Source organism: Brevundimonas sp. GW821-FHT12C05 (assembly GCF_058807475.1).
Genome location: NZ_JBXAQS010000008.1, coordinates 25,898 through 47,979, shown reverse-complemented (window position 1 = coordinate 47,979; position 22,082 = coordinate 25,898). Strand labels below are relative to the sequence as shown.

19 protein-coding genes, 1 other RNA gene and 1 pseudogene are annotated in these 22,082 nt (G+C 70.0%); 12 read left to right on the top strand and 9 right to left on the bottom strand.

What is annotated here, in order from left to right; genetic code table 11:
* Positions 1-43: 43 nt before the first annotated feature.
* Positions 44-1,309, bottom strand: a complete 1,266-nt coding sequence (locus AC1RRF_RS17155; RefSeq protein WP_492836739.1) for a type III PLP-dependent enzyme — start codon at positions 1,307-1,309, stop codon at positions 44-46.
* Positions 1,310-1,567: 258 nt separating this feature from the next.
* Between AC1RRF_RS17155 and AC1RRF_RS17150 the strand changes: the two genes are divergently transcribed.
* From AC1RRF_RS17150 to phnE, 6 genes and pseudogenes are all read left to right on the top strand, one after another.
* Positions 1,568-2,515, top strand: coding sequence for an amidohydrolase family protein (locus AC1RRF_RS17150; RefSeq protein WP_492836737.1), 948 nt, complete (start codon positions 1,568-1,570; stop codon positions 2,513-2,515).
* 99 nt (positions 2,516-2,614) lie between these two features.
* Entirely contained in the window at positions 2,615-5,398 is a 2,784-nt protein-coding gene (locus tag AC1RRF_RS17145) for a M16 family metallopeptidase (protein ID WP_492836735.1), read from the top strand.
* Between the two features lie 123 nt (positions 5,399-5,521).
* Positions 5,522-6,319, top strand: coding sequence for a phosphonate ABC transporter ATP-binding protein (gene phnC / locus AC1RRF_RS17140; protein WP_492836733.1), 798 nt, complete (start codon positions 5,522-5,524; stop codon positions 6,317-6,319).
* The gene (gene phnD, locus AC1RRF_RS17135) at positions 6,316-7,332 is read left to right on the top strand and encodes a phosphate/phosphite/phosphonate ABC transporter substrate-binding protein (protein ID WP_492836731.1); all 1,017 of its coding nucleotides are present in this window, start codon (positions 6,316-6,318) and stop codon (positions 7,330-7,332) included. Before phnC ends, phnD (AC1RRF_RS17135) begins: the two co-directional genes overlap by 4 nt.
* A gap of 50 nt (positions 7,333-7,382) precedes the next feature.
* Positions 7,383-8,240, top strand: a pseudogene (gene phnD, locus AC1RRF_RS17130) (phosphate/phosphite/phosphonate ABC transporter substrate-binding protein); the annotation flags it as partial.
* Between the two features lie 231 nt (positions 8,241-8,471).
* Positions 8,472-9,230 (top strand): phosphonate ABC transporter, permease protein PhnE, encoded by a 759-nt coding sequence (gene phnE, locus AC1RRF_RS17125; protein ID WP_492836761.1) that lies wholly within the window; start codon positions 8,472-8,474, stop codon positions 9,228-9,230.
* A gap of 79 nt (positions 9,231-9,309) precedes the next feature.
* Here the strand turns inward: phnE and thrS are convergent, their stop codons facing one another.
* Genes thrS through AC1RRF_RS17105 form a run of 4 tightly spaced genes read right to left on the bottom strand, consistent with a single transcriptional unit; the run spans position 9,310 to position 12,841 of the window.
* On the bottom strand, positions 9,310-11,235 hold the full coding sequence (gene thrS, locus AC1RRF_RS17120) for a threonine--tRNA ligase (protein WP_492836729.1): 1,926 nt from the start codon (positions 11,233-11,235) through the stop codon (positions 9,310-9,312).
* Positions 11,232-11,492, bottom strand: a complete 261-nt coding sequence (yidD, locus tag AC1RRF_RS17115) for a membrane protein insertion efficiency factor YidD (RefSeq protein WP_291834641.1) — start codon at positions 11,490-11,492, stop codon at positions 11,232-11,234. Before yidD ends, thrS begins: the two co-directional genes overlap by 4 nt.
* 42 nt (positions 11,493-11,534) lie before the next feature.
* A complete protein-coding gene (locus AC1RRF_RS17110) occupies positions 11,535-11,999 on the bottom strand; it encodes an iron-sulfur cluster assembly scaffold protein (RefSeq protein WP_492836727.1) in 465 nt (154 codons plus the stop codon).
* Positions 12,000-12,028: 29 nt separating this feature from the next.
* Positions 12,029-12,841, bottom strand: coding sequence for a tetratricopeptide repeat protein (locus tag AC1RRF_RS17105; RefSeq protein ID WP_492836725.1), 813 nt, complete (start codon positions 12,839-12,841; stop codon positions 12,029-12,031).
* Between the two features lie 74 nt (positions 12,842-12,915).
* On the opposite strand from AC1RRF_RS17105, the gene AC1RRF_RS17100 reads away from it, so the two are divergent.
* Positions 12,916-14,295 (top strand): leucyl aminopeptidase family protein, encoded by a 1,380-nt coding sequence (locus AC1RRF_RS17100; protein WP_492836723.1) that lies wholly within the window; start codon positions 12,916-12,918, stop codon positions 14,293-14,295.
* A 156-nt stretch (positions 14,296-14,451) separates the two neighbouring features.
* The gene (locus AC1RRF_RS17095; protein WP_492836720.1) at positions 14,452-15,225 is read left to right on the top strand and encodes a C40 family peptidase; all 774 of its coding nucleotides are present in this window, start codon (positions 14,452-14,454) and stop codon (positions 15,223-15,225) included.
* 73 nt (positions 15,226-15,298) lie between these two features.
* On the opposite strand, the gene AC1RRF_RS17090 is transcribed toward AC1RRF_RS17095, so the two are convergent.
* Positions 15,299-16,021, bottom strand: a complete 723-nt coding sequence (locus AC1RRF_RS17090; RefSeq protein WP_492836718.1) for a c-type cytochrome — start codon at positions 16,019-16,021, stop codon at positions 15,299-15,301.
* 151 nt (positions 16,022-16,172) lie between these two features.
* Between AC1RRF_RS17090 and AC1RRF_RS17085 the strand changes: the two genes are divergently transcribed.
* A complete protein-coding gene (locus AC1RRF_RS17085; protein WP_492836716.1) occupies positions 16,173-16,895 on the top strand; it encodes a 3-deoxy-manno-octulosonate cytidylyltransferase in 723 nt (240 codons plus the stop codon).
* A 135-nt stretch (positions 16,896-17,030) separates the two neighbouring features.
* Here the strand turns inward: AC1RRF_RS17085 and AC1RRF_RS17080 are convergent, their stop codons facing one another.
* Positions 17,031-17,846, bottom strand: a complete 816-nt coding sequence (locus AC1RRF_RS17080; protein WP_492836714.1) for a helix-turn-helix domain-containing protein — start codon at positions 17,844-17,846, stop codon at positions 17,031-17,033.
* 107 nt (positions 17,847-17,953) lie between these two features.
* On the opposite strand from AC1RRF_RS17080, the gene AC1RRF_RS17075 reads away from it, so the two are divergent.
* A complete protein-coding gene (locus tag AC1RRF_RS17075; protein WP_492836712.1) occupies positions 17,954-18,352 on the top strand; it encodes a hypothetical protein in 399 nt (132 codons plus the stop codon).
* Here the strand turns inward: AC1RRF_RS17075 and nudC are convergent.
* Positions 18,340-19,281, bottom strand: coding sequence for an NAD(+) diphosphatase (nudC, locus tag AC1RRF_RS17070; protein ID WP_492836710.1), 942 nt, complete (start codon positions 19,279-19,281; stop codon positions 18,340-18,342). The genes AC1RRF_RS17075 and nudC overlap by 13 nt on opposite strands.
* A gap of 57 nt (positions 19,282-19,338) precedes the next feature.
* Here nudC and ffs point away from each other — a divergent pair.
* Positions 19,339-19,432, top strand: an RNA gene (gene ffs / locus AC1RRF_RS17065) — signal recognition particle sRNA small type.
* Between the two features lie 17 nt (positions 19,433-19,449).
* On the opposite strand, the gene AC1RRF_RS17060 is transcribed toward ffs, so the two are convergent.
* Positions 19,450-20,067, bottom strand: a complete 618-nt coding sequence (locus tag AC1RRF_RS17060) for a hypothetical protein (protein WP_492836708.1) — start codon at positions 20,065-20,067, stop codon at positions 19,450-19,452.
* A 135-nt stretch (positions 20,068-20,202) separates the two neighbouring features.
* Between AC1RRF_RS17060 and AC1RRF_RS17055 the strand changes: the two genes are divergently transcribed.
* Positions 20,203-22,077: a DNA polymerase III subunit gamma/tau gene (locus AC1RRF_RS17055; RefSeq protein ID WP_492836706.1), complete on the top strand. Its 1,875-nt coding sequence runs from the start codon at positions 20,203-20,205 to the stop codon at positions 22,075-22,077.
* Positions 22,078-22,082: the final 5 nt, after the last annotated feature.

Here is a 22,082-nt window from a genome sequence, read left to right as displayed (position 1 = left end):
CGGAGCGACGGGCCGCTGCTTGTTACAACGCGAAAGCGACGGTTTAGCGCCGTTGCTTCTTCCGCTGGCCCGCCTTGCCCTTCGGGCGCGACAGGCGGACGATCTTGCGGGCCTGCTCTTCCGCCGAGGTGCGCACGGTCGGGATAGAGCGTGGCGCCAGGCCGTAGAGCGAGGCCATCGGGGCGTCCTCGACCGCGGCGATCTCATGCTCGCCATAGCCGTTGAAGCCGGTCGTCATGGCGACGCCATAGGCGCCGAGCATGCCGATCTCGATGAAATCGCCTTCCTGCACATCGGCCGGCAGCCAGAACGGGCCCGGCATGTGGTCGATGGAATCGCAGGTCGGGCCGTAGAAGCGGAAGGGCTTCAGGTCGGACGACGCATCTCCGTCCCGGACCAGCTTGGTCGGGAAGGGCCAGCGCGAGTGGGTGGCGTCGAACAGCGAGCCGTACGAGCCGTCGTTCAGGTACAGGGCGTCGCCCTTGCGCAGGTCCACGCGGCACAGGACCGACGAGGATTCGGCGACCAGCGAACGGCCCGGCTCGCACCACAGCTCGGTCGTTTCCGACACGGGCATCTCGCGGAAGCCGCGATGGATGGCGTCGGCGTATTCGCTCATGTCCGGCGGGACCATGCCCGGATAGACCGAGGGGAAGCCGCCGCCGACATCGACGATGTCCACGAACACGCCCGCGCGGCTGATGGCGCGGCCGACCTGGGCCATGGCGGCCTCATAGGCGGACGGGCGCATGCATTGCGAACCGACGTGGAAGCAGACGCCCATCAGGCCGTCCTTCACCGCCTGGCGGGTGGCCAGCAGCAGGGACGGGGCCTGGTCCGGAGAAACGCCGAACTTGCCCGACAGGGAATAGGCCGCGCCGTCCGCCGAAACCGCCATCCGAACCAGCAGGTTCAGGTCGGTCGCGCCGCCGGTGGATTCGATGATCTTCTGCAGCTCGTCATGGCTGTCGAGCGAGAAGGTGCGGACGCCGTGGTCGAAATAGGCCTTGGTGATCGCGCCGCGGCTCTTGACCGGGTGCATGAAGGCCAGGCGTGCGTCAGCGCTCACCGAGCGAACCAGCTCGATCTCGCCGATGGAGGCCACGTCGAAGGCGGTGACGCCCGCTTCGATCAGGGTCTCGATGACCCAGCGCGAAGGGTTCGCCTTCACCGCATAGAAGACGTCAGCGTTCAGATTGTCCTGGAACCAGCGCGCCGCTACGGAAACCGAACGCGGTCGCACGAGGGCGACGGGACGCTCAGGGGACCGCTCGCGGACCAGGTCCAGGGGAAATGGATACGTGCGCAATTCACGTAAACCCCTGTAATTGTTAAACCCAGACCGGCGTTAGCAGCGCAACGTTAGACCTACGGGGTCCGCCGGAAGGCGCGATATGAGGTCATACGACTGTCATGTAAAGAGGTTTTTTCTAGGCAGGCTTTGATCTTGCTCGGGATTTGTCCGCATGCGGACCGAGCTGGGCCGTCCAACGTGACGCAGTCGTAACTTGCCGCCGGAAGGCGCGCTGATAGCGTCCGCCCCGAAATCAATCGGGGACTGCCTTCCATGCGCCGCACCGCCCTTTTCGGCCTGCTCGCCGTCCTCCTGTCCGCGACATCGGCCGCGGCCGCCGACCGCGCGCCGGTCGCATCGCACCATCAGCATCTGATCAGCCCCGCCGCCTCGGCGGCGTGGGGTCAGCCCGGAATCGACGCGGCGGCCCTGATCGCCGAGCTCGACGCGGCCGGTATCGAACGGGCCGTCGTTCTGTCGATGGCCTATGTCTGGGGTGACGACCGCAGGCCGATCGACAACCCTGCGGAGCGCACCCGGGAGGAAAACGACTGGACCGCGGCGCAGGTCGCCCGCTTCCCGACCCGCCTCGTCGGTTTCTGCAGCGCCAGCCCCTTGCGGGACGACGCGGCGGCCGAGCTCGAGCGCTGTCTCGACCTGCCCGGCATGAAGGGGGTGAAGCTGCACTTCGGCAACTCCGGCGTGGACGTCCACAATCCGGACCACGTCGCGCGGCTGGCCGCGATCTTCGGCCTCGCCGAACGCAGGGGCGCGGCCGTCGTGGTCCACATGCGGGCACGTGGCGGGATGCCGTCCGGGGGCGCGGAGGCCGCGATCTTCCTGAACGAGATCCTTCCAGCCGCGCCGCACGTCCCGGTGCAGATCGCCCACCTCGGCGGCGCGGGTCCCGGCTTCCCCGACAACGCCCAACAGGCCTTCAACGTCTTCGCCGACGCCATCGCGGCCGGCGATCCGCGTGTCCGCAATGTCTGGTTCGATGTGACGACGGTGGTCACGCCGGACGCGACGCCCGACAATGTCGCGACCATCGTCCAGGCGATCCGCAGGGCGGGCCCGCGGCGGGTGCTGTTCGGGGCGGACGCCTCGGTCGGCGGCAATCCGGCCCCGGGGCCGGCGTGGGCGCTCTTCCACAGCAAGCTCGATCTCACCGACGAGGAGTTCGACACCATCGCCGGCAACCTGGCCCCGTATATGCGCTGACCCGGCCCCCCGCCGGAGCTTTCGTGACTCAGCCGTAACTTGCCGACCCCCGTCGCGCTGATACCGTCCCGCCCGCATTATCATTCGGGGGACTGTTCCATGCGCCGCGCCGCTCTTCTCGCCGCCGTCTTTCTCGCCGTCACGCCGTGGCAGGCCTTCGCCCAGGTTCCGGCCTCCGAACTGGCCCGCAGCGTCGACATCCCCTTCGAGGAGTTCACGCTCGACAACGGCCTGAGGGTGGTCGTCCACACCGACCGCAAGGCGCCGGTGGTGGCGATCGCGGCCTGGTACAACGTCGGCTCCAAGGATGAACCGGCCGGCCAGACCGGCTACGCCCACCTGTTCGAGCATATCGGCCTGTTCAATCCGACCGAGAACCTGCCCGGCGGCCTGATGGAGCCGCTGCGGGCCATGGGCGCCACCGACTGGAACGGCACCACCTGGTTCGACCGCACCAACTTCTTCCAGACGGTCCCGACCTCGGCCGTCGAACGCGCGCTCTATATGGAGAGCGACCGGATGGGCCACCTGCTGGGCGCGCTCAACCAGGAGCGGCTCGATAACCAGCGGGGCGTGGTCCAGAACGAGAAGCGCCAGGGCGACAACCAGCCCTATGGCCTGGTCTACTATACGGCGCTGGAGAACCTGCTGCCGCCGGGCCATCCCTATCGCCACTCCACCATCGGCTCCATGGCCGATCTGGACGCCGCCAGCCTTGAGGATCTGCGCCAGTGGCACCGCGACAACTACGGCCCGAACAACGCCGTGCTGGTGCTGGCCGGCGACATCGACACGGCCCAGGCCCGGACGCTGGTTCAGCAGTATTTCGGCCATATCCCGCGCGGGGCGCAGAACGAGCCGGCCCAGGCCGACGTCCCCACCCTGCCGGCCCGCATCGACAAGACCCTGCATGACCGCGTGCCCAACACCCGGCTGATCCGCTACTGGATCGTGCCCGGCATGCTGGACGGGGCCGCCGCCGATCTGGACGTGGCCGCCGCCGTCTTCGGCGGTCTGGCCAGCTCCCGTCTCGACAATGCGCTGGTGCGCGGCGACCAGACGGCGACCTCGGTGACCGCCGGGGTCCAGTCCTTCCACCGCATCGGCATGTTCCAGGTGAGCGTCGATGTGAAGCCGGGTCAGGACGCCGACGCGGTCTCCGCCAAGCTCGATCAACTGATGGCCGACTTCATCGCCGGCGGTCCGACGGCCGACGAGGTGGCCCGCGTCGTCAACTCCCGCATGGCGGGACAGATCTCGGCGCTGGAGCCTGTCGGTGGTTTCGGCGGCAAGGCCGTCGTGCTGGCCGAGGGCGAACTCTACGCCGGCGATCCGGGTCATTACCGCAAGGAGCTGGCGGACCTCGGCGCGGTAACCCCCGCTTCGGCGACGGCGGCCATGCGCCGCTGGCTCAGCCGGCCGGTGCTGGCCATCCGGGTCGATCCGGGCGAGCGCGAACCCTACGCCGAGGCCGCCGACAACCGCCCGCCGCCCGCCGCCGCCGCCCCGCTGGAGATCACGCCGCGCGGTCCCATGCCCGAGGTGGGAACGATGAAGGCGCTCGACTTCCCGACCGTGGAACGCGCGCGCCTGTCGAACGGCATGGAGATCGTCTACGCCCGCTCGACCACCGTCCCGACCACCCAGATCGCGGTCGAGTTCGACGCCGGCGTCGCGGCCGATCCCGCTGATGCGCTGGGCACGCAGCGGCTGATGCTGTCCCTGCTGACCCAGGGCACCACCCATCTGAACGTCGTCCAGATCGCCGAACAGACCGAGCGTCTGGGCGCCAGTCTGAACGCCAACGCCACGCTCGACCGGACCGCCGTCAATCTCGGCGTGGTCACCCCCAATCTGGCTCCCGCGCTGGACCTGCTGGCCGACGTCATCCGCAACCCCGCCTTCGCCCCGGCCGATCTGGAGCGCACCCGCGCCCAGCAGCTGGCCGCCATCGCCCAGGAACAGAGCTCGCCCAACGGCATGGGCGGGCGGGCCTGGCCGGCGGTCTTCTACGGCCCCGACCACCCCTATGGCCGCGCGGCCTCGGGGCTGGGAAACCCGGCGGCGGTCCGGGCGCTGGACCGCGACGACCTGATCGCCTTCCACCAGCGCTGGATCCGCCCGGACAACGCCCGGATCTTCGTCGTCTCCGACATGCCGCTGGCCGAACTGACGCCGCTGCTGGAAAGCCGCCTGGGCGCCTGGGCCGCACCGTCGGCCGCGAAGGGGACCAAGAGCTTCGACGCCGCCATTCCGGCGCCCACCCCGCGCATCGTCCTGATCGACCGGCCCCAGTCGCCCCAGTCCCTGATCCTCGGCGGCTTCGTCATGCCGGTCACCGGTCAGGATGACCTGGTGACCCTGAACGCCGCCAACGAGGCCATCGGCAATGGCTTCCTCGCCCGCATCAATCAGGACATCCGCGAGACGCGTGGCTGGTCCTACGGCCTGAACGGCCGGGTCAATCTGGTCGAACACCAGACGCCCTATCTGATCAGCGCGCCGGTCCAGTCGAACCGCACCGGCGAGTCGATCGCCGTCCTGATCGATCAGTACAAGGGCTTCCTGTCCGACCGCGGCGTCACGGACGCCGAGCGCCAGCGCATCGTCAACGGCAACATCGGCCAGCTGCCGGGCAGTTTCGAAACCTCGGCGGCGGTGCTCAACGCCCTGCGCACCAACGCCCTCTACAACCGTCCGGATAACTATTGGGAGACGCTGGCGCCCCGCTACCAGGCCCTGACGCCCGCCCAGATGGACGCCGCCGCCCGTCAGGCGCTGGACGGCTCCAAATTCGTCTGGGTGGTGGTCGGCGACGCGGCGACGGTGCGGCCCCAGCTGGAGGGCCTCGGCCTGCCGGTCGAGGTGCGGACGGCGCAGTAGGGCAAGGCGTGACCCCGGCGCCGTTCCGCTGGACGAAATCGTCGCGGACGTGCCATTAAGACTTGCCTCGCGGGCCCTGTCGGGCCATGCGGCGCGCCCTTGCAACCGCATACTCGCGTGCTCATGACCTCAGCTCCCGCCGCTGTCGCGTCCGTCAAGGACGTGTCCAAAACCTTCGGCGCCCGGAAGGCGTTGAACGGCGTCTCCGTCGAGGTCGGGGCCGGCGAGATGGTCGCCCTGATCGGCCCCTCCGGCTCCGGCAAATCGACCCTGCTGCGCTCGATCACCGGCCTGCAGTCGATCGACGGCGGCAAGGGCACCATCACCGTCTTCGGCGAGGTGGTGCAGAAGAACGGTCGCGTGACCGGTCAGGTCCGCGCCGCGCGCCAGAAGCTGGGCATGATCTTCCAGCAGTTCAATCTGGTCGGCCGCCTGTCGCTGTTCTCCAACGTCATGCTGGGCGCGCTCGGCCGCGTGCCGGGCTGGCGGGGTCTGTTCGGCGCCTGGCCGAGCGCGGACAAGGAACGCGCCATGGCCGCCCTGCACCGCGTCGGCGTGTCCGACTATGCGGCCCAGCGCGCCAACACCCTGTCCGGCGGCCAGCAGCAGCGCGGCGCTATCGCCCGCGCCATCGTGCAGGGCGCCAAGGCCATCCTGGCCGACGAGCCCGTCGCCTCGCTGGACCCCGTTTCGGCCCGCAAGGTCATGGAGCTGCTGGTCGAGCTGAACCAGCGCGACGGCATGGGCGTCATCGTCACCCTGCACCAGGTCGACTACGCCATCCGCTATTGCGACCGCGTCATCGCCCTGCAAGGCGGCAAGATCGTCTATGACGGCCCGTCGACCGGCCTGGACACCGCCCGCCTGATCGACATCTACGGCCCTGAATTCGAGGACGCCTTCTGGGAAACCAAGGCATGATCCTTTCCGGTTGGGCTCGCCGTTCCGGGATCGGCGCTCTCGCCGTCGCCGCGCTGGGCCTGACCGGTGTGGTTCTGGCCGGCTGCGGCGAGCGCAACGCCGCGCCCGGAAAGCCGGCCGAGGCCGTGACCTTCTCCATCCTCTCGGCCCAGGGCCAGGCGTCCGCCGGCCCCCTGTGGCAGCCTCTTCTGGACGACATGTCCAAGGCCGTCGGCGCGCCGGTGACGCCGCACTTCGCCTCGACCTACGCCGATCTGGTCGGGGACATGAAGCGCGGCCAGGTCCAGGCCGGCTGGTTCTCGGCCCAGCCCGCCATCGACGCCATCGATGACGCCAACGCCGAGCTGATCGCCCGCACCGTCAACCAGCAGGGCCAGGACAACTATCGCGCCGCCCTGATCGTCAAGGCGGGTTCGGGCATCACCCTGGACAGCGTCATGGCCTGCGGACGGCGCTACAGCTTCGGCATCGGCGACGCCCAGTCGACCTCGGGCACCCTGGCCCCTCTGACCTATCTGTTCACGCCGCGCGGCATCGATCCGGAGCGCTGCTTCAGCAGCGTCCGCTCGGCCAACCATGAGCGCAACGCCTTCGAGGTCGCCTCCGGCGTGCTGGACGTGGCCACCTCCAACACCGTCAGCGTCGCGGCCCTGCAGGGCCAGAACCCGACCCTCGCCGAACAGATCCAGATCATCTGGCAGTCGCCGCCGATCCCCGAGGGCGGGATCGTGGTGCGCGAGGATCTGGACCCGGCGCTGAAGGAAAAGATCCGCAGCTTCTTCCTGACCTACGGCCAGGGCGCCGGGGTCGAGGCCGAGCGCCAGCGCCGCGTGCTGGCCGGACTGCGCTATTCGCGCTTCAACGCCGCCGACGACGACTATCTGGACCCCGTGCGGGAAATGATGGCCGACCAGAGGCTGATCGCCGCCCGGGCCGAACGCAACGCCGCCGGCGTCGCCGAGGCCGAGCAGGAACTGCAACGCCTGCGGGCGAAACGCGAGGTTCAGCCGTGAACCCCCTCAAGACCACAACTGCCGCCCGTTCGGGCGCGTTCCGGAAAGCCATGGGCATGAGCCGCCTTCGTACCGTCTTCGCCGCCGTCCTGGCGCTCGCCGTCGTCGTCCTCGGACTGACCGCGGTCCCCGCCGCCGCGCAGAACCAGCCGCAGCGTCCGACCAAGCTGGTCTTCACCATCCTGTCGGCGGAAGGCCAGGCCTCGTCCGGTCCGATGTGGCAGCCGCTGCTGGACGATCTGGAGCGCGCGGTCGGCATTCCGGTCGAGCCCATCTTCGGCTCCAACTACAGCGTCCTGGTCGAGGCCATGAGCGCCGACCAAGCCCAGATCGGCTGGTTCTCGGCCCTGCCTGCCGTCCAGGCCATCGACCGCGCCGGCGCCGAGGTCATCGCCCGCACCGTCGATATCGAGGGCAAGGATTCCTACACCTCCTCCCTGATCGTGAAGAAGGGCTCGGGCATCACGCTCGCCGACGTCGAGCGTTGCGGAAAGCGTTACGACTTCGGCATCGGCGACGCCCAGTCGACCTCCGGCACCCTGGCGCCGATGACCTATTTCTTCAGTCCGCGGAACATCACGCCGTCGGCCTGCTTCGCCACCGTCCGCTCGGCCAGCCATCAGGCCAACTCCTTCGCCGTGGCCAACGGCCTGGTCGACGTGGCGACCTCCAACTCGGTCAACACCATCTTCCTGCGCCGCGAGAACCCGGCTATCGCCGACCAGATCGAGGTCATCTGGCAATCCCCGCCGATCCCGGAATCGGGCATCCTGATCCGCGGCGACCTTCCCGCCGACGTGAAGGCCAAGATTCGTCAGTTCTTCGTCACCTACGGCCAGGGCTACGGCCCCGACGTCGAGCACCAGCGCGCGGTGATGACCAAGCTGAACTATTCCCAGTTCCGCGCCGCCGATAACAGCTACCTGGATCCCATCCGCGAGATGAAGGCCGACCAGGCTCGCCGCGAAGGCCGTCCGCCTGAGGTCGCGCCGCCGTCCAGGACGGACCAGATCACCCGCTGGGGGCCGTTCGCCCTGATCGGCGCCCTGGTGCTGCTGGCCATCGTCCTGAACATCCTGCCCAAGCCGGCTTCCGTGCCGAGCGATCCGGCGGTGGTTCCGGCTCCGCCGAAGAAGTCCATGGCCGCCTGGTCGCTGGACGTCCTGCTGTGGGGCGGCTTCGCCATCATCCTGCTGGCGGCGGTCGGCCATGTCGGCCTGCCCAATATCGGCAACCTCTTCTCCAGCCCGGAGAAGATGCAGAAATACGGTCAGGCCTTCCTGAGCCCGGACTTCAGCCAGTGGCGCATGCTGGTCGGCCAGATGTGGCTGACGGTGCAGATCGCCCTGTGGGGCACCTTCCTGGCGGTCTTCATCGCCATCCCGCTCAGTCTGATGGCGTCGCGCAACCTGTCGCCCGCCTGGCTCGTCTGGCCGGTGCGCCGCGTGATGGACCTGCTGCGCTCGGTGCCCGACCTGGTCGTCGCCACCCTGTTCATCGTCGCCGTGGGCCTGGGGCCGCTGGCCGGGGTGCTGGCCATCGCCCTGAACACCGCCGGCGTGCTGGCCAAGCTGTTCTCGGAAGCGGTCGAGTCGATCGACAAGGGGCCCATCGAGGGCGTCAAGGCGACCGGCGCGGGCGGCCTGCACGAGATCGCCTGGGGCGTCATCCCGCAGGTGGCTCCGCTGTGGACCTCCTTCGCCCTCTACCGTTTCGAATCGAACAGCCGCGCCGCCACCGTGCTGGGCCTGATCGGCGCCGGCGGCATCGGCCAGACCCTGTTCGAAAGCCTGCAAGCGTTCGAATATTCCAAGGTCTCGACCATCGCGATCATCATCGTCGTGGCCGTGACCCTGATCGACATGCTGTCCCAGGCGATGCGCAAGCGGCTGCTCTGACCGCTTCGCCATTCGGCGCACGAAAAAGCCCGCCCTGTGGTCCACGGGGCGGGCTTTCTGTTTCAGCCTGAAAGCGCGATCAGCCCTGCCGCAGGTCCGGCGGCGTCGCCTCTTCCGTAAGCACGCGGATGGCCTCCTCGACGGTGACCAGTTCCTGGGCCTGAGAGCCGAGGCGGCGCAGCGCGACCATGCCTTCCTCGGCCTCCTTCTTGCCGACGACGGCGATGACCGGGACCTTGCCGACCGAGTGCTCGCGCACCTTGTAGCCGACCTTCTCGTTGCGCAGGTCGATCTCGGTCCGCAGTCCGGCGGCCTTGAACTTGGCCACCACCTCTTGGGCGTAGTCGTCGGCGTCAGAGACGATGGTCGCGACCACCGCCTGCGTCGGGGCCAGCCACAGCGGGAAGGCCCCGGCGTAGTTCTCGATCATGATGCCGATGAAGCGCTCGAACGAGCCCAGGATCGCGCGGTGCAGCATGACCGGCCGGTGCTTCTGGCCGTCCTCGCCGATATAGGTCGCGTCCAGCCGCTCGGGCAGGACGTAGTCCAGCTGCAGCGTGCCGCAGGTCCATTCGCGGCCGATAGCGTCCTTGACCACGAAGTCCAGCTTGGGCGCGTAGAAGGCGCCGTCGCCCTCGGCGATCACCGGATCGACGCCCGCCGCCTTGGCGGCTTCGGCCAGCATGCCCTCGGCCTTGTCCCAGAACTCGTCCGAGCCGGCGCGGATCTCCGGGCGGGTAGCCAGGTTGATGTAGGCCGTTTCCATGCCCAGGTCGGCGTGGACCATCTTCGTCAGGCGGATGAAGCGTTCCGTCTCCTCGACGATCTGGTCCTCGCGGCAGAAGATGTGGGCGTCGTCCTGGGTGAAGCCGCGCACGCGCATCAGGCCGTGCAGGGCGCCCGACGGCTCATAGCGGTGGCAGGCCCCGAACTCGGCCATGCGCAGCGGCAGCTCGCGGTACGAGCGCTGGCCGATGCCGAAGATCTGCACGTGGCCCGGGCAGTTCATCGGCTTCAGGCTGAGGGTCTCGCCCTCGACCGTCTCGCAGACGAACATGTTGGGGCGGTATTTCTCCCAGTGGCCCGACTTCTCCCAGAAGGTGCGGTCCAGCACCTGGGGCGTCTTGACCTCGACATAGCCGGCCGCGTCCAGGCGGCGGCGCATATAGGCCTCGATGACCTGCCACAGCACCCAGCCCTTGGGGTGCCAGAAGACCATGCCCCGGCCCTCTTCCTGCATGTGGAAGAGCTCCATGGCGCGGCCCAGCTTGCGGTGGTCGCGCTTCTCGGCCTCCTCGATCCGCAGCAGATAGGCGTCCAGGTCGGCCTGGCTGGCCCAGGCCGTCGCATAGATGCGCTGCAGCTGCGGATTGCGGTGGTCGCCGCGCCAGTAGGCGCCGGCCAGCTTGGTCAGCTTGAAGGCCTTGCCCACGAACTTCGTCGACGGGAAGTGCGGCCCGCGGCACAGGTCCGCCCAGTCGCCGGTCCGATAGACGGTGATCGTCTCGCTGGCAGGAAGGTCGCGGATCAGCTCGGCCTTGAAGCTCTCGCCCTTGGCCTCGAACATCGCGATGGCCTCGTCGCGGTTCCAGACCTCGCGGACCAGCTTCTCGTCGCGGTCGACGATCTCGGCCATCCGCTTCTCGATCGCGGCGAAGTCGTCCGTCGAGAACGGCTCCTCGCGGAAGAAGTCATAATAGAAGCCGTCCTCGATGGCCGGGCCGATGGTGACCTGGGTGCCGGGGAACAGCTCCTGCACGGCCTGCGCCAGGATGTGCGCGGCGTCGTGGCGGATGGTCTCCAGCGCGTCCGGGTCGTCGCGCATGATCAGCTTGAAGTCGCCGCCGACCTCCAGCGGACGGTCGACGTCCCACTGCTGGCCGTTGATCTCGACCAGCGCGGCGCGCTTGGCCAGGGACGGGGAGATGGAGGCCGCGACGTCACGGCCCGTCGCGTCGGCGGGAAACTGTCGGCTGGCGCCGTCGGGGAATTTGAGTTCGATCATCGGTCTGTCTTTTCGGGCGGCGGAGGCACCGGATCATAGGTCCAGTCCATGCCGCTGAAGGGGTGGCATTTACAAAGGCGTCTGACCGTGAGCCATCCCCCCTTGAGCGGTCCGTGCTGGATCAGCGCGTCCCGCCCGTAGTCGGAGCAGGTCGGCCGGAACCGGCATTGCTGTCCGATCAGGGGCGACAGCGTCACCTTGTACCCGCGATGGGCCAATCGGACGCCGCGTTCGTAGAGAGTTCCGCCGGAAGCCATGTCGCCGCGCTTATCCCCTGCGAAGGAGATGGGGGCAACCGCCTAGCCGGCGAGGCGAGTTCGGGTGTCCGGAGCCTTGCGCTCCAGCGCCTCGCGCACCGCGTCCAGCGTCGCCTCGATGGCGACCATGGTGGAGGCGTGGCGGGCCGGATAGTCGGCGACCTGTTTGAGGGCGCGCAGCCCCTCGAACCGTCCCTCGGGCCCTTCGCCGCCGGATTTCAGCATGGCCAGCATGGCGTCGCGGGCCGCGGACAGCTCGTCCGCCGTCGCGCCGATCACCGCCTCGCCCAGCACGCCCGCGGCGGCCTGGCCCAGGGCGCAGGCCTTCACGTCCTGGGCGAAGGTCGCGATGCGCCCTTCGCCGTCCAGCGTCACGTCCACCACGGCCTTCGAGCCGCACAGCTTGGCGACCCGCTCGCCCGTGCCTTCCGGCGCGGGCAGGCGGCCGCTGTGCGGCAGGTTGGCCGCCAGCGTCAGGATGCGCGTGCTGTAGAGCTCGTCGATCATGGAACCCAATGTAGGGGATCAACCGCCCCTCAGCTACCTTGCAGCGAGGTCCATGTGCGGGCGGCCGCCTGTTGCGAGCCCGCGGCGTTGCGGGCATTCAGCCAGGCTAGGTTGCTGTCGGCCTGTTCCGGCGGCAGGTCGCGGCGCAGGATCTGCTCGGCCTCGCCCATCTTGCCGTTCAGGCCCAGGGCCAGCGCCAGGTTCAGCCGCACCTTCAGCGAGGCGCCCGGCTGGGCGGCGGCGCGGCGCAGCAGGGGCTCGGCGGAGGCGTTGTCGCCGCGCGTCATGGCCGAGACGGCCATATTGGTCAGCACGTCGGGATTTTCGGGCGACAGGGCCAGGGCCTGGGCCCAGGCGGCGCGCGCGTCGTCGGTCCGGCGCACCTGCTCATAGGCCGTGCCCAGCAGCGACCAGGGGTGCCAGTCGTCCGGCTTCATGTCGCGGGCCCGCTCCAGCGCTAGGATGCCGTAGAAGGCCTGGCCGCGCGCGATATGGGCCCGGCCCAGCTCCAGCATGGCGTCGTAGTTGCCCGGCTGGACCAGCAGAACGCGCTGGGCGATGTCGGCGGCCTGGTCGTGGCGGCCCAGTTCGCGCAGCGCCTGCGAGGCCTTCACCCCGGCGACCGGGTCCAGCGGCGTGATCTCGGCTTCCTGGGTCCAGAAGACCGATCGCGACAGGGCGTCGGCCCGCTCATAGGCGGCGCGCACCTCGGCGGTCGCGGGCGTGCGCGGCGGCGCGGGCTCGGCGGCCTGTTGCGGAACAGGCGTGACCTGCGCCAGCGCCGGGGCGGCGAGGGCGGTGAACAGGACGACGGTTGCGATACAGGCGGTCGTGCGCGACATGAGAAGGCGCTCCGGAAAGGTCGGCCATAGAATCGGCCCTCCGCGTCAACTGTTGGTTAACAAAGGCCGTCTCCATGTCCGTTCTTTATCCCGATGTGCTGACCGCTGACGCCACGGGCGCGCTTCCGGTCCGCGTGGTCGGCAAGGACGCGGTCTTGACCGGCGCCGAGGCGGCCTGGGCCGCCGTCAACGACTTCACCGGCAAGGCCGGCCAACTGCTGGTCCTGCCCGGCGCCGACGGCGCCGCCTCGGGCGCCCTGTTCGGCGCCGGCGACCGCTTCGATCCCATGGCCGCCCGGGCGCTGGCGGCCAGACTGCCCGCCGGCCTGTGGCGGCTGGACGGCGCGGACGGGGAGGCGGCCTCGCAGGCGGCCCTCGCCTTCGCCCTGGGGGCCTATCGCTTCGACCGCTACAAGAGCCGTCCCGCTCAGAGCGCGCGTCTGGCCGCGCCCGGAGTGGATGTGCAGCCCCTGCTGAACATCGCCTCGGCCTGCGCTCTGGCCCGCGAGATGGTCGACACCCCCGCCGGCGACATGGGCCCCCTGCAGATCGAGACCATCGCCCGCGAGATCGCCGAGGCCCACGGCGCGGCCCTGAGCGTCATCACCGGCGACGCCCTGCTGGAAGAGAACTACCCCGCCGTCCACGCCGTTGGCCGCGCCGCCGCCCCGCACCGGGCGCCCCGGGTCATCGAGATCGGCTGGAACCTCGACCAGACGGGCCTGCCGCTGGTGGCCCTGGTCGGCAAGGGCGTCGTCTTCGACACCGGCGGCCTGGACCTCAAGCCCGCCGCGGGCATGCGCAACATGAAGAAGGACATGGGCGGCTCGGCCCACGTCCTGGCCTTGGGCCGTCTGGTCATGCAGGCGAAGCTGCGGGTGCGGCTGGTGGTGCTGGTCGCCGCCGTCGAGAACGCGGTGTCGGGCGACGCCTTCCGCCCCGGCGACGTCCTGTCCAGCCGCAAGGGCCTGACCATAGAGATCGGCAATACGGACGCCGAGGGCCGGCTGATCCTCGCCGACGTCCTGACCCGGGCGGCGGAGCATGCGCCCGACCTGACGCTGGACTTCGCCACCCTGACCGGCGCGGCGCGGATCGCGCTGGGGCCGGAGTTGCCGCCGCTCTACACGGATGACGAGGCCCTGGCCGCCGACATGCTGACGGCCGCCGCCGCCGTGTGCGACCCCCTGTGGCGCATGCCGCTGTGGGCCGGCTACCGGGCCGCGCTGGAGACCGAGATCGCCGATCTCAAGAACGATTCCTCCGCCTGGGCGCAGGCCGGCTCGGTCTGCGCTGCCCTGTTCCTGCAAAAGTTCGCGCCCGAGACCGGCGCCTGGGCGCACATGGACATCTTCGCCTGGAACCCCCGCGCCCGGCCCGGCTGGCCCGAAGGCGGCGAAGCGCAAGGCCTGCGGGCGTCGTTCGAGATGCTGAAGCGCCGCTTCGCGGCTTAGGGAGTAGGAATTAGGGCGTAGGAATTAGCAGGTTCGTGCCGCTGTGAGCGGTTACGCCATCCTCCCCAATTCCCAATTCCTACGCCCTAATTCCTCCCGTTAACGGCCCTTCCACCACCGCGCGCTACAACACCGGCTCAACCAGACGAGCTTCGTTTGACCGCTGCCGCCGACATTCTGGACCCCCGCACCACCCTGGCCCGGCCCGATCTGGCCGAGCAGGCGCTGGAAGGCGTGGTCCGCGCCGCGGCCTACCGCGCGACCCGGGCGATGCGCTGCACCGCCCCGGTGGCCGACATCCATGGCGAAACGGGCTCCCGGATCGACCAGCTGGTCTTCGGCGAGGTCTTCGACATCCTCGACACCGACGGCGACCGCCTTTGGGGCCGCGCCCGCCGCGACGGCGTGGTCGGCTGGGTGAAGGCCTCGAACCTGGCCGAGGGCGCGCCCCTGGCCCGCGCCAGGGTGGCCGCGGTCGACGCCGCCCTGCCGCTGAACGCCCTCGTCCTCGAGGGCGAAGATCCCAGCTTCCAGCCCATCGGCGCGTTCGAGACCGATCCCGTCGCCGTGGCCGAACGCCTGCTCGGCGTGCCTCATGTTCCCGGCGGCCGCTCCTCGCGCGGCACCGACTGCGCTGGCCTGGTCCAGCAGGCGCTCTACGCCTGCGGCCGCGCCGCGCCGCGCTATCCGGACCAGCAGGTCGAACTGGGCGCCGAAGTCGCGCGCGCTGAGGCCCGTCGCGGCGATCTGGTCATCTGGCTGCATGACGACATGGGACCGTGGAACGGCCATTCGGCCATCCTGATCGACGCCGACCGCGTCCTGCACGCCACCGGCCATCACGGCGCGGTGGTCATCGAGCCGCTGGCCGAGGCGGAAGCCCGCTATGCCGCCGAAGGCTTCAAGCCGCCGCGCTTCCGCAGGCTCTGAGCCGCAACCGGACACCCGGAACGAAAAAGGCCCCGCCGTCGCCGGCGGGGCCTTTCCGTATCTGTCGCGAAGCTTAGTGGGCCGGGGCCGGGGCCGGGCTGGTCGCGGCGGGCGGAGCCGCCGGCGTGGCCTGGGTCGTCGCCGGAGCGGCGCCTTCGGCGGCCGGGGCCGCGCCTTCGGTGGCGGCGGCGCCTTCAGCCGGAGCGGCGCCTTCCGCCGGAGCGGCGGCGCCCGGCTGACGCGCGGGATCCGGCGCCGGGATGGCGAAGCCGCCCGAGCCTTGCGAACGCAGCCAGGCGATCAGGTTGATGCGGGTCTGCTGGTCGCGGATGCCCGCGAACGACATCTTGGTGCCCGGGACGTAGCGGCCCGGCGCGGTGATGAACTGGTCCAGCTGGTCATAGCCCCAGGTCGGCGCCTCGGCCTTGTGGGTCGCCATGGCGTCCGAATAGGCGAAGCCGGCGCGGTGCATGACCGGGCCGCCGACGACGCCCCACAGATTCGGGCCGATCTTGTCGGCGCCGCCCGAGTGCGCGTCGTGGCAGGCCTGGCAGCGCGCGAAGGCGGCTTCACCGGCGGCCAGATCGGCGGCCGGCAGGACCGTGCCCCAATCCGGCGGCAGGATGACTTCGGCCGGACCGCCCGCGGCTTCTTCCGGCGCGTCGACGAAGTAGCCCATCTTTTCAGGGGCTTCCGTGTGGTAGATCGCGCCGGTCACCTGCTGCACGCCGATGATGACGAAGGCGGTCGCCAGAGCGGCGCCCAGGATCTTGTTACCGTTCAGATTGCCGCTCATGCGCGTCGTCGCATCCCGTAGATTGGGCCCGGCCGTTATGGACGGCGGGCGAATTCTTGCGTGGGCGTCTCTTACACGCTAGCGCGGCCTTCGCAACCGGGCCGGAGCGACCTTTCAGGTGGTCCGGCGTCGCAGGCAGCGAGGCAGACCGATGAATCCGTTGATAATGATTCCCGCTCGCATGGCGGCGACCCGCCTGCCGGACAAGCCGCTGGCCGACATCGGCGGCAAGCCCATGATCGTGCGCGCCTATGAGCAGGCCGCCCTGTCGGGCCTGCCGGTGGCCGTGGCGGCGGGGGATCAGGCGATCGTGGACGCCATCGAAGCCATCGGCGGCGTCGCCGTCCTGACCGATCCGGACCTGCCCTCGGGCTCGGACCGTATCCGCGCCGCGCTGGAGGCCATCGATCCGGACGGCGTCCACGACGCGGTGATCAATCTTCAGGGCGACATGCCGTTCGCCGACCCCGGCCTGGCCACCGCCTGCGCCGCCCTGTTGCACGGCGAGCCGCGCTGCGACATCGCCACCCTGGTGGCGCGCGAGGCGGACGTGTCGGACCGGACCAACCCGGACGTGGTCAAGGCGGTCCTCGCCCTGCCCGAGGGCGAACGCCACGGCCAGGCCCTCTATTTCACCCGCTCGACCCTGTACGGCGACGCCCCCGTCTGGCGGCACATCGGCCTGTATGGCTACCGCCGCGAGGCCCTGCTGAAATTCTGCGCCGCCCCGCCCTCGCCGCTGGAGAAGCGCGAAAAGCTGGAACAGCTCCGGGCGTTGGAGATGGGGTTGCAGATCTGGGCGGCCGTCATCGACGAGGCCCCTCTGTCGGTCGACAACCCGGCGGACCTCGAGGCGGCCCGACAGCTGGCCTGACATCGTCTTCTCCCTCCCCTCCTGGGGAGGGTGGCTCGCGAAGCGAGACGGGTGGGGAACCGAGCGCTCGGATACGAACCCCACCCTGTCGTCGCTGGCGCGTCGACATCCCTCCCCACTTCGGGGGAGGGAGAATCACCGCCCGCCCAACGCCCGCGCCGTCGCCTCGTCCGCCGGGAAGAAGGATTCGATGGCGATCTCGGACAGGGTTACGTCCAGCGGGGTGCCGAACACCGTCGTGGTGGTCAGGAAGGACAGCGGCCCGTCCGGACCATCCAGCACCAGCGGCGTGGCGATGGCGCTGCCCGGCGCGGGATGGGCGCGCGGCCCCGGCGGCGCGGGATAGGCCCACAGCTCGTCCAGCAGCGCCAGGATGCCGGGATCGGCCGAGGCCGCGAACTGGGCCCGCAGCCGCTCCAGCGCATGAGCCCGCCACTCCGGCAGGTTGCGGATGCGCGGCGCCAGACCTTCGGGATGCAGGCTCAGGCGCAGCACATTGATCGGCCCCTCCAGCAGGTGGGGCGCGGCGCCCGCCAGCAACGGCCCCACGGCGGCGTTGGCCATCACCAGGTTCCAGCCGCGGTCGACGGCCAGGGCGGGGTAGGGCTCGTGCGCCTTCAGCAGCCGCTCGATCGCCGCCCGGGCCACGGCCATGTCCGGGGCGTCCAGCGCGCGCTCGGCATGGACGGCGGCGAAGCCGGCCAGGCTCAGCAGGGCGTTGCGTTCGCGCATCGGCACCTCCAGCCGCTCGGCCAGATTCAGCACCATCTCCCGGCTGGGCCGCGCCCGACCGGTCTCCAGGAAGCTGAGGTGGCGGGTCGAGATATCGGCCTCGATGGCCAGGTCCATCTGGCTCAGGCGGCGCCGGCGGCGCCAGTCGCGCAGGGCGTGGCCGAAGGTGAGACCAGAGGTCGGGCCAGAGGTCGGGGCTGTGTCGATGATGTTCTGCATGACGACGATCCAATCCCTCCGAGGTGGGTCTGACCATTACCTCCGGCGTAATCGACCCGCCTGATCGCCGTCGTCAATCTCGGAGCGTCACAACCGAGGAGGATGACATGACCACCGCCAACACCCCCCTGTTCCTGCGCCGCGTTCTGGGCCTCGACGCCGTCGCCAGCGGGGCCACCGGCCTGCTGCTGGCCTTCGGCTCCGGCCTGCTGGAAGACCTGCTGGGTCTGAACGCCGCCATCACTCAACCCGCCGGCCTGTTCCTGGTCGCCTGGGCCCTGGGCGTCGTTGCCCTCGCGCTGCAGGCCCGCCCGGCCCGACCGCTGGTCATGGCCGTCATCGCGGTCAACGTCCTGTGGGCGATCGAGAGCGTCATGACCCTGGTGCTGGGCTGGCTGCAGCCGAATGCGCTCGGCGTCGCCTTCGTCCTTGCCCAGGCGGCGGTGGTGGCGGGCTTCGCCGGCCTGCAGATCTTCGCGATCCGGGGCGCCCGTCAGGCGGCGTGATCGTCGGCGCCGTCGACCCAGGCCTGCAGCAGGCTGCGGGCGATGGCGATCTTCGGCGGAGCCTTGATCGAGGGATGGCGGCCGGCCAGCACGTCGGCCGCCTCCTGCCGTGTCAGCCAGGCCACCGCCTCCAGCTCGGTCTGATCCGGTCGGGCGTCGTCCGAATCCACATCGGCGAACAGGCCGATCATCAGCTGGGACGGGAAGGGCCAGGGCTGGCTGGAGTGGTAGCGGACCGCCGTCACCGTCAGCCCGGCTTCTTCCTCGATCTCGCGGGCGCAGCCTTCCTCGATGGTCTCGCCGGGCTCCAGGAAACCGGCCAGCGCCGACATCCGTCCCTCCGGCCAGGCGGCCTGGCGGCCCAGCAGACATTTCGGCTCCGCCCCGCCCTTGTAGATCGCCAGCATGATGGTCACCGGATCGACGCGCGGGAAATGCTCGGTCCCGCAGGCCGGGCAGATGCGCTTCCAGCCGCCCGACGCCGTATCGCTGGCCTGGCCGCAGGCGGCGCAGAAGCCGTGCCGCGCGCGCCAGTCGAACAGGCTCTTGGCCAGTCCGGCCATGGCGGCGTCGGCGTCCGACAACACGCCTGCCGCCTCGCGCATCTCCGGAAAGGCGCCCAGCCCCTGCAGCGGCCCGGCGGTCGGATCGACCGGCCCCTCGACCTCGACGGCGAAGACCGGGGCCGATTTCCACAGGCCGAGGAAGACCTCGCGGTCCGGGACCACGGCCCGGGCGTGGTTCAGCGCCAGCCATTGCAGGCGCGGTCCCTCGGCATGGTCCTCGACCAGCGGTTTGCCCTGCCACATGACCAGCGCCAGCGCCTCGGGATTGGCCGCCTGCTCGACCAGCCATTCGGGATCGTTGCGCCGGTCGCCCGCCCGGTCGAGCGGATTGCCGGCGAAGGTGTTCAGGAGGGGGAGGGGCATGGCCACGTTCTAGCAAGGCGGCGCTTGCATCCGCGAGCCGGAATCGTCATATCCCCGATCGGAGATCGCGGGCGAAGGCTTCGCCAATCTGGTCAGGGCCGGAAGGCAGCAGCCACAACGAATTCCCCTTCGGGTCGCGGTCTCCACCCTTTCCCAGACAATCAGGCCCTAGCGCGCCGCGCCCTTCGTCGAACGGAAGGCGCCGAGCAGGATGCCCGCCGCGCTGTCTTCGTCGAGCGTGAAGACGGCGAACAGCGGACGCTGCCGCACGGCCGCCAGGATCTCGTCGTCCTCGGCGTTCGCCAGATCGCCTTCCGATGTGATCCGGCCGTTCTCACGGGAATAGATCCACAGCGTGTAGCCGCCGTCGGTGATCTCGGCTGGACCGCCGAAGTAGTCCGTCGCCTGACGGATCAGGGTCGCGGCGTCGCCGTCCGGAACCACCACGCCGCAGACATCCATCGTCACGCCCGGCGCGTCCACCAAGATCGCGCCGTCGGCCTGGCCGGTCATCAGCACCTCGATACTCTCCGGCAGGCTGCCGCCTTGAGGATCGAAATTGAGGTGAAGCGCCACGTTTTCCATGTCCGCCGGAAGGTCTTCTCCCATGGCTTCGGCGGGCATCGGTTTCCACCCCAGGGCGCCGACCGCCGCGACGGCGGCTCCCGTGGCGCCGTCAGTGACCACACAGGCCTTCAGAAACGAGTGGAACGGGTCCGCCGCCGCCGGAGAGGCGACCAGCAGAAGAGCGACCGCGGCCGACGCGGCGTGAACGAATTTCGACATCGATGATCCCCAACCCCCTCGGGTGTCTCGAGGCTAGCATGCCGCCCCGCCGGGGCAACCGATTGTCCCCGCTCGGGACACGCGGCGGCGCACAACGCCCTCCCGGAATCTCTTCGCCCACGCTAAGACAATCCGATGAGCGACATCGACCCGAGTCTCGAAGGCCCCCCGTGGGACGAGGACGCCCCGGACGGGGCGGCGGAAGAGCGCGATCCCAATACCGAGGACATGTTCGGCGCTCCGCCCGCGGCTCCCGAGCCCGAGAAGGAGGTCGCCCTGGCCGAGGCCGCCGCGCCTTCGCCGCCGAAGCCCGCGCTCGCCGCCGAACAGCCGGCCCACGAGAACGACGGCGCCGCCTATCAGGTGCTGGCCCGCAAATACCGGCCGCGCACCTTCGAGGACCTGATCGGCCAGGAGGCCATGGTCCGCACCCTGACCAACGCCTTCGCCACCGGCCGCATCGCCCACGCCTTCATGCTCACGGGCGTGCGGGGGGTCGGCAAGACGACCACGGCCCGCCTGCTGGCCCGCGCCTTGAACAACGAGACCGACGTCATCGACCGGCCCTCGCTGGAGCTGACCGCCCATGGCCGGCACGACGCCGCCATCATGGCCGGCCAGCACATGGACGTCATGGAGATGGACGCGGCGTCGCACACCGGCGTCAACGATATCCGCGACATCCTGGAAAGCGTCCGCTACGCCCCGGTCGAGGCCCGCTACAAGGTCTATGTCCTGGACGAGGTCCACATGTTGTCGACGCAGGCGTTCAACGCCCTGCTGAAGACGCTGGAGGAGCCGCCGCCCCACGCCAAATTCATCTTCGCCACCACCGAGATCCGCAAGGTGCCGGTGACCATCCTGTCCCGCTGCCAGCGCTTCGACCTGCGCCGCGTCGAGCCCGAGGTGCTGGTCGAACACCTGGGCCGGGTCGCCGACCGCGAGGGCATGCGGATCGAGCAGGAGGCCCTGGCCCTGATCTCGCGCGCCGCCGAGGGCTCGGTCCGCGACGGCCTGTCCCTGCTGGATCAGGCCCTGGTCCAGGGCGAGCGCGGTGAGACGGTCAAGACCGAGATCGTGCGCGACATGCTGGGTCTGGCCGACCGCACCCAGACCATCGCCCTGTTCGAATCCATCATGGCCGGGCGCACGCCCGAGGCGCTGGAGCTGTTCCGCACCCTGTACGGCTACGGCGCCGACCCGGTGCAGGTGACCAACGACCTGCTCGAGCATTGCCACGCCGCCTCGGTGGCCAAGATGCTGGGCCCCAACGCCACCCGCCTGCCCAATGATCAGGCCCAGAAGCTGACGGCCCTGGGCGCGGTCATCTCGGCGGGCACGCTGGCCCGCGTCTGGCAGATGCTGCTCAAGGCGCTGGACGAGGTCCGGCGCGCGCCCAATCCCGCCGACGCCGTGGAGATGGCCATCATCCGCCTGGCCTACGCCGCCGATCTGCCGGGACCGGAAGAGGCGCTCAAGGCGCTGCGCGACGGCGACCCGGTGGGAGGCTCCGGCGGCGGCTCGGCCCCGCGCGGCGGCGGCGGGGGAGGCGGCGCCTCGGCCCAGCTGGCCGCCCGCCCGGTCGCGGCCCCGGCCCTGCCCGATCCCCAGTCCTTCGAACAGGTCGTGGCCCTGATCGGCGAGAAGCGGGAGGTCGGCCTGCAGATGGACGTGCAGCGCTTCGTCCGTCCCGTGGCCTTCAAGCCCGGCGCCATCACCTATGAGAGCGTGCAGGGCGCGCCGATCGACCTGGCCCGCAAACTGTCCGCCCGGCTCAGGGAATGGACCGGCCGGACCTGGCTGATCGCCGCCAACGGCCAGGGCGGCGGCGAGACCATCATCGAGATCGACCGCCGCAAACGCTCGGAAGAGCGCGCCGAGGTCGAAGCCGATCCCTTCGTGAAGGCGATCATGGAAGCCTTCCCCGGCGCGAAGATCGGCGAGATCCGTACGACCGCCGCGCCGGTGGAGCTGCCGGTCATCCCCGACGAGGCGGACGACGAGGACTAGCAGCG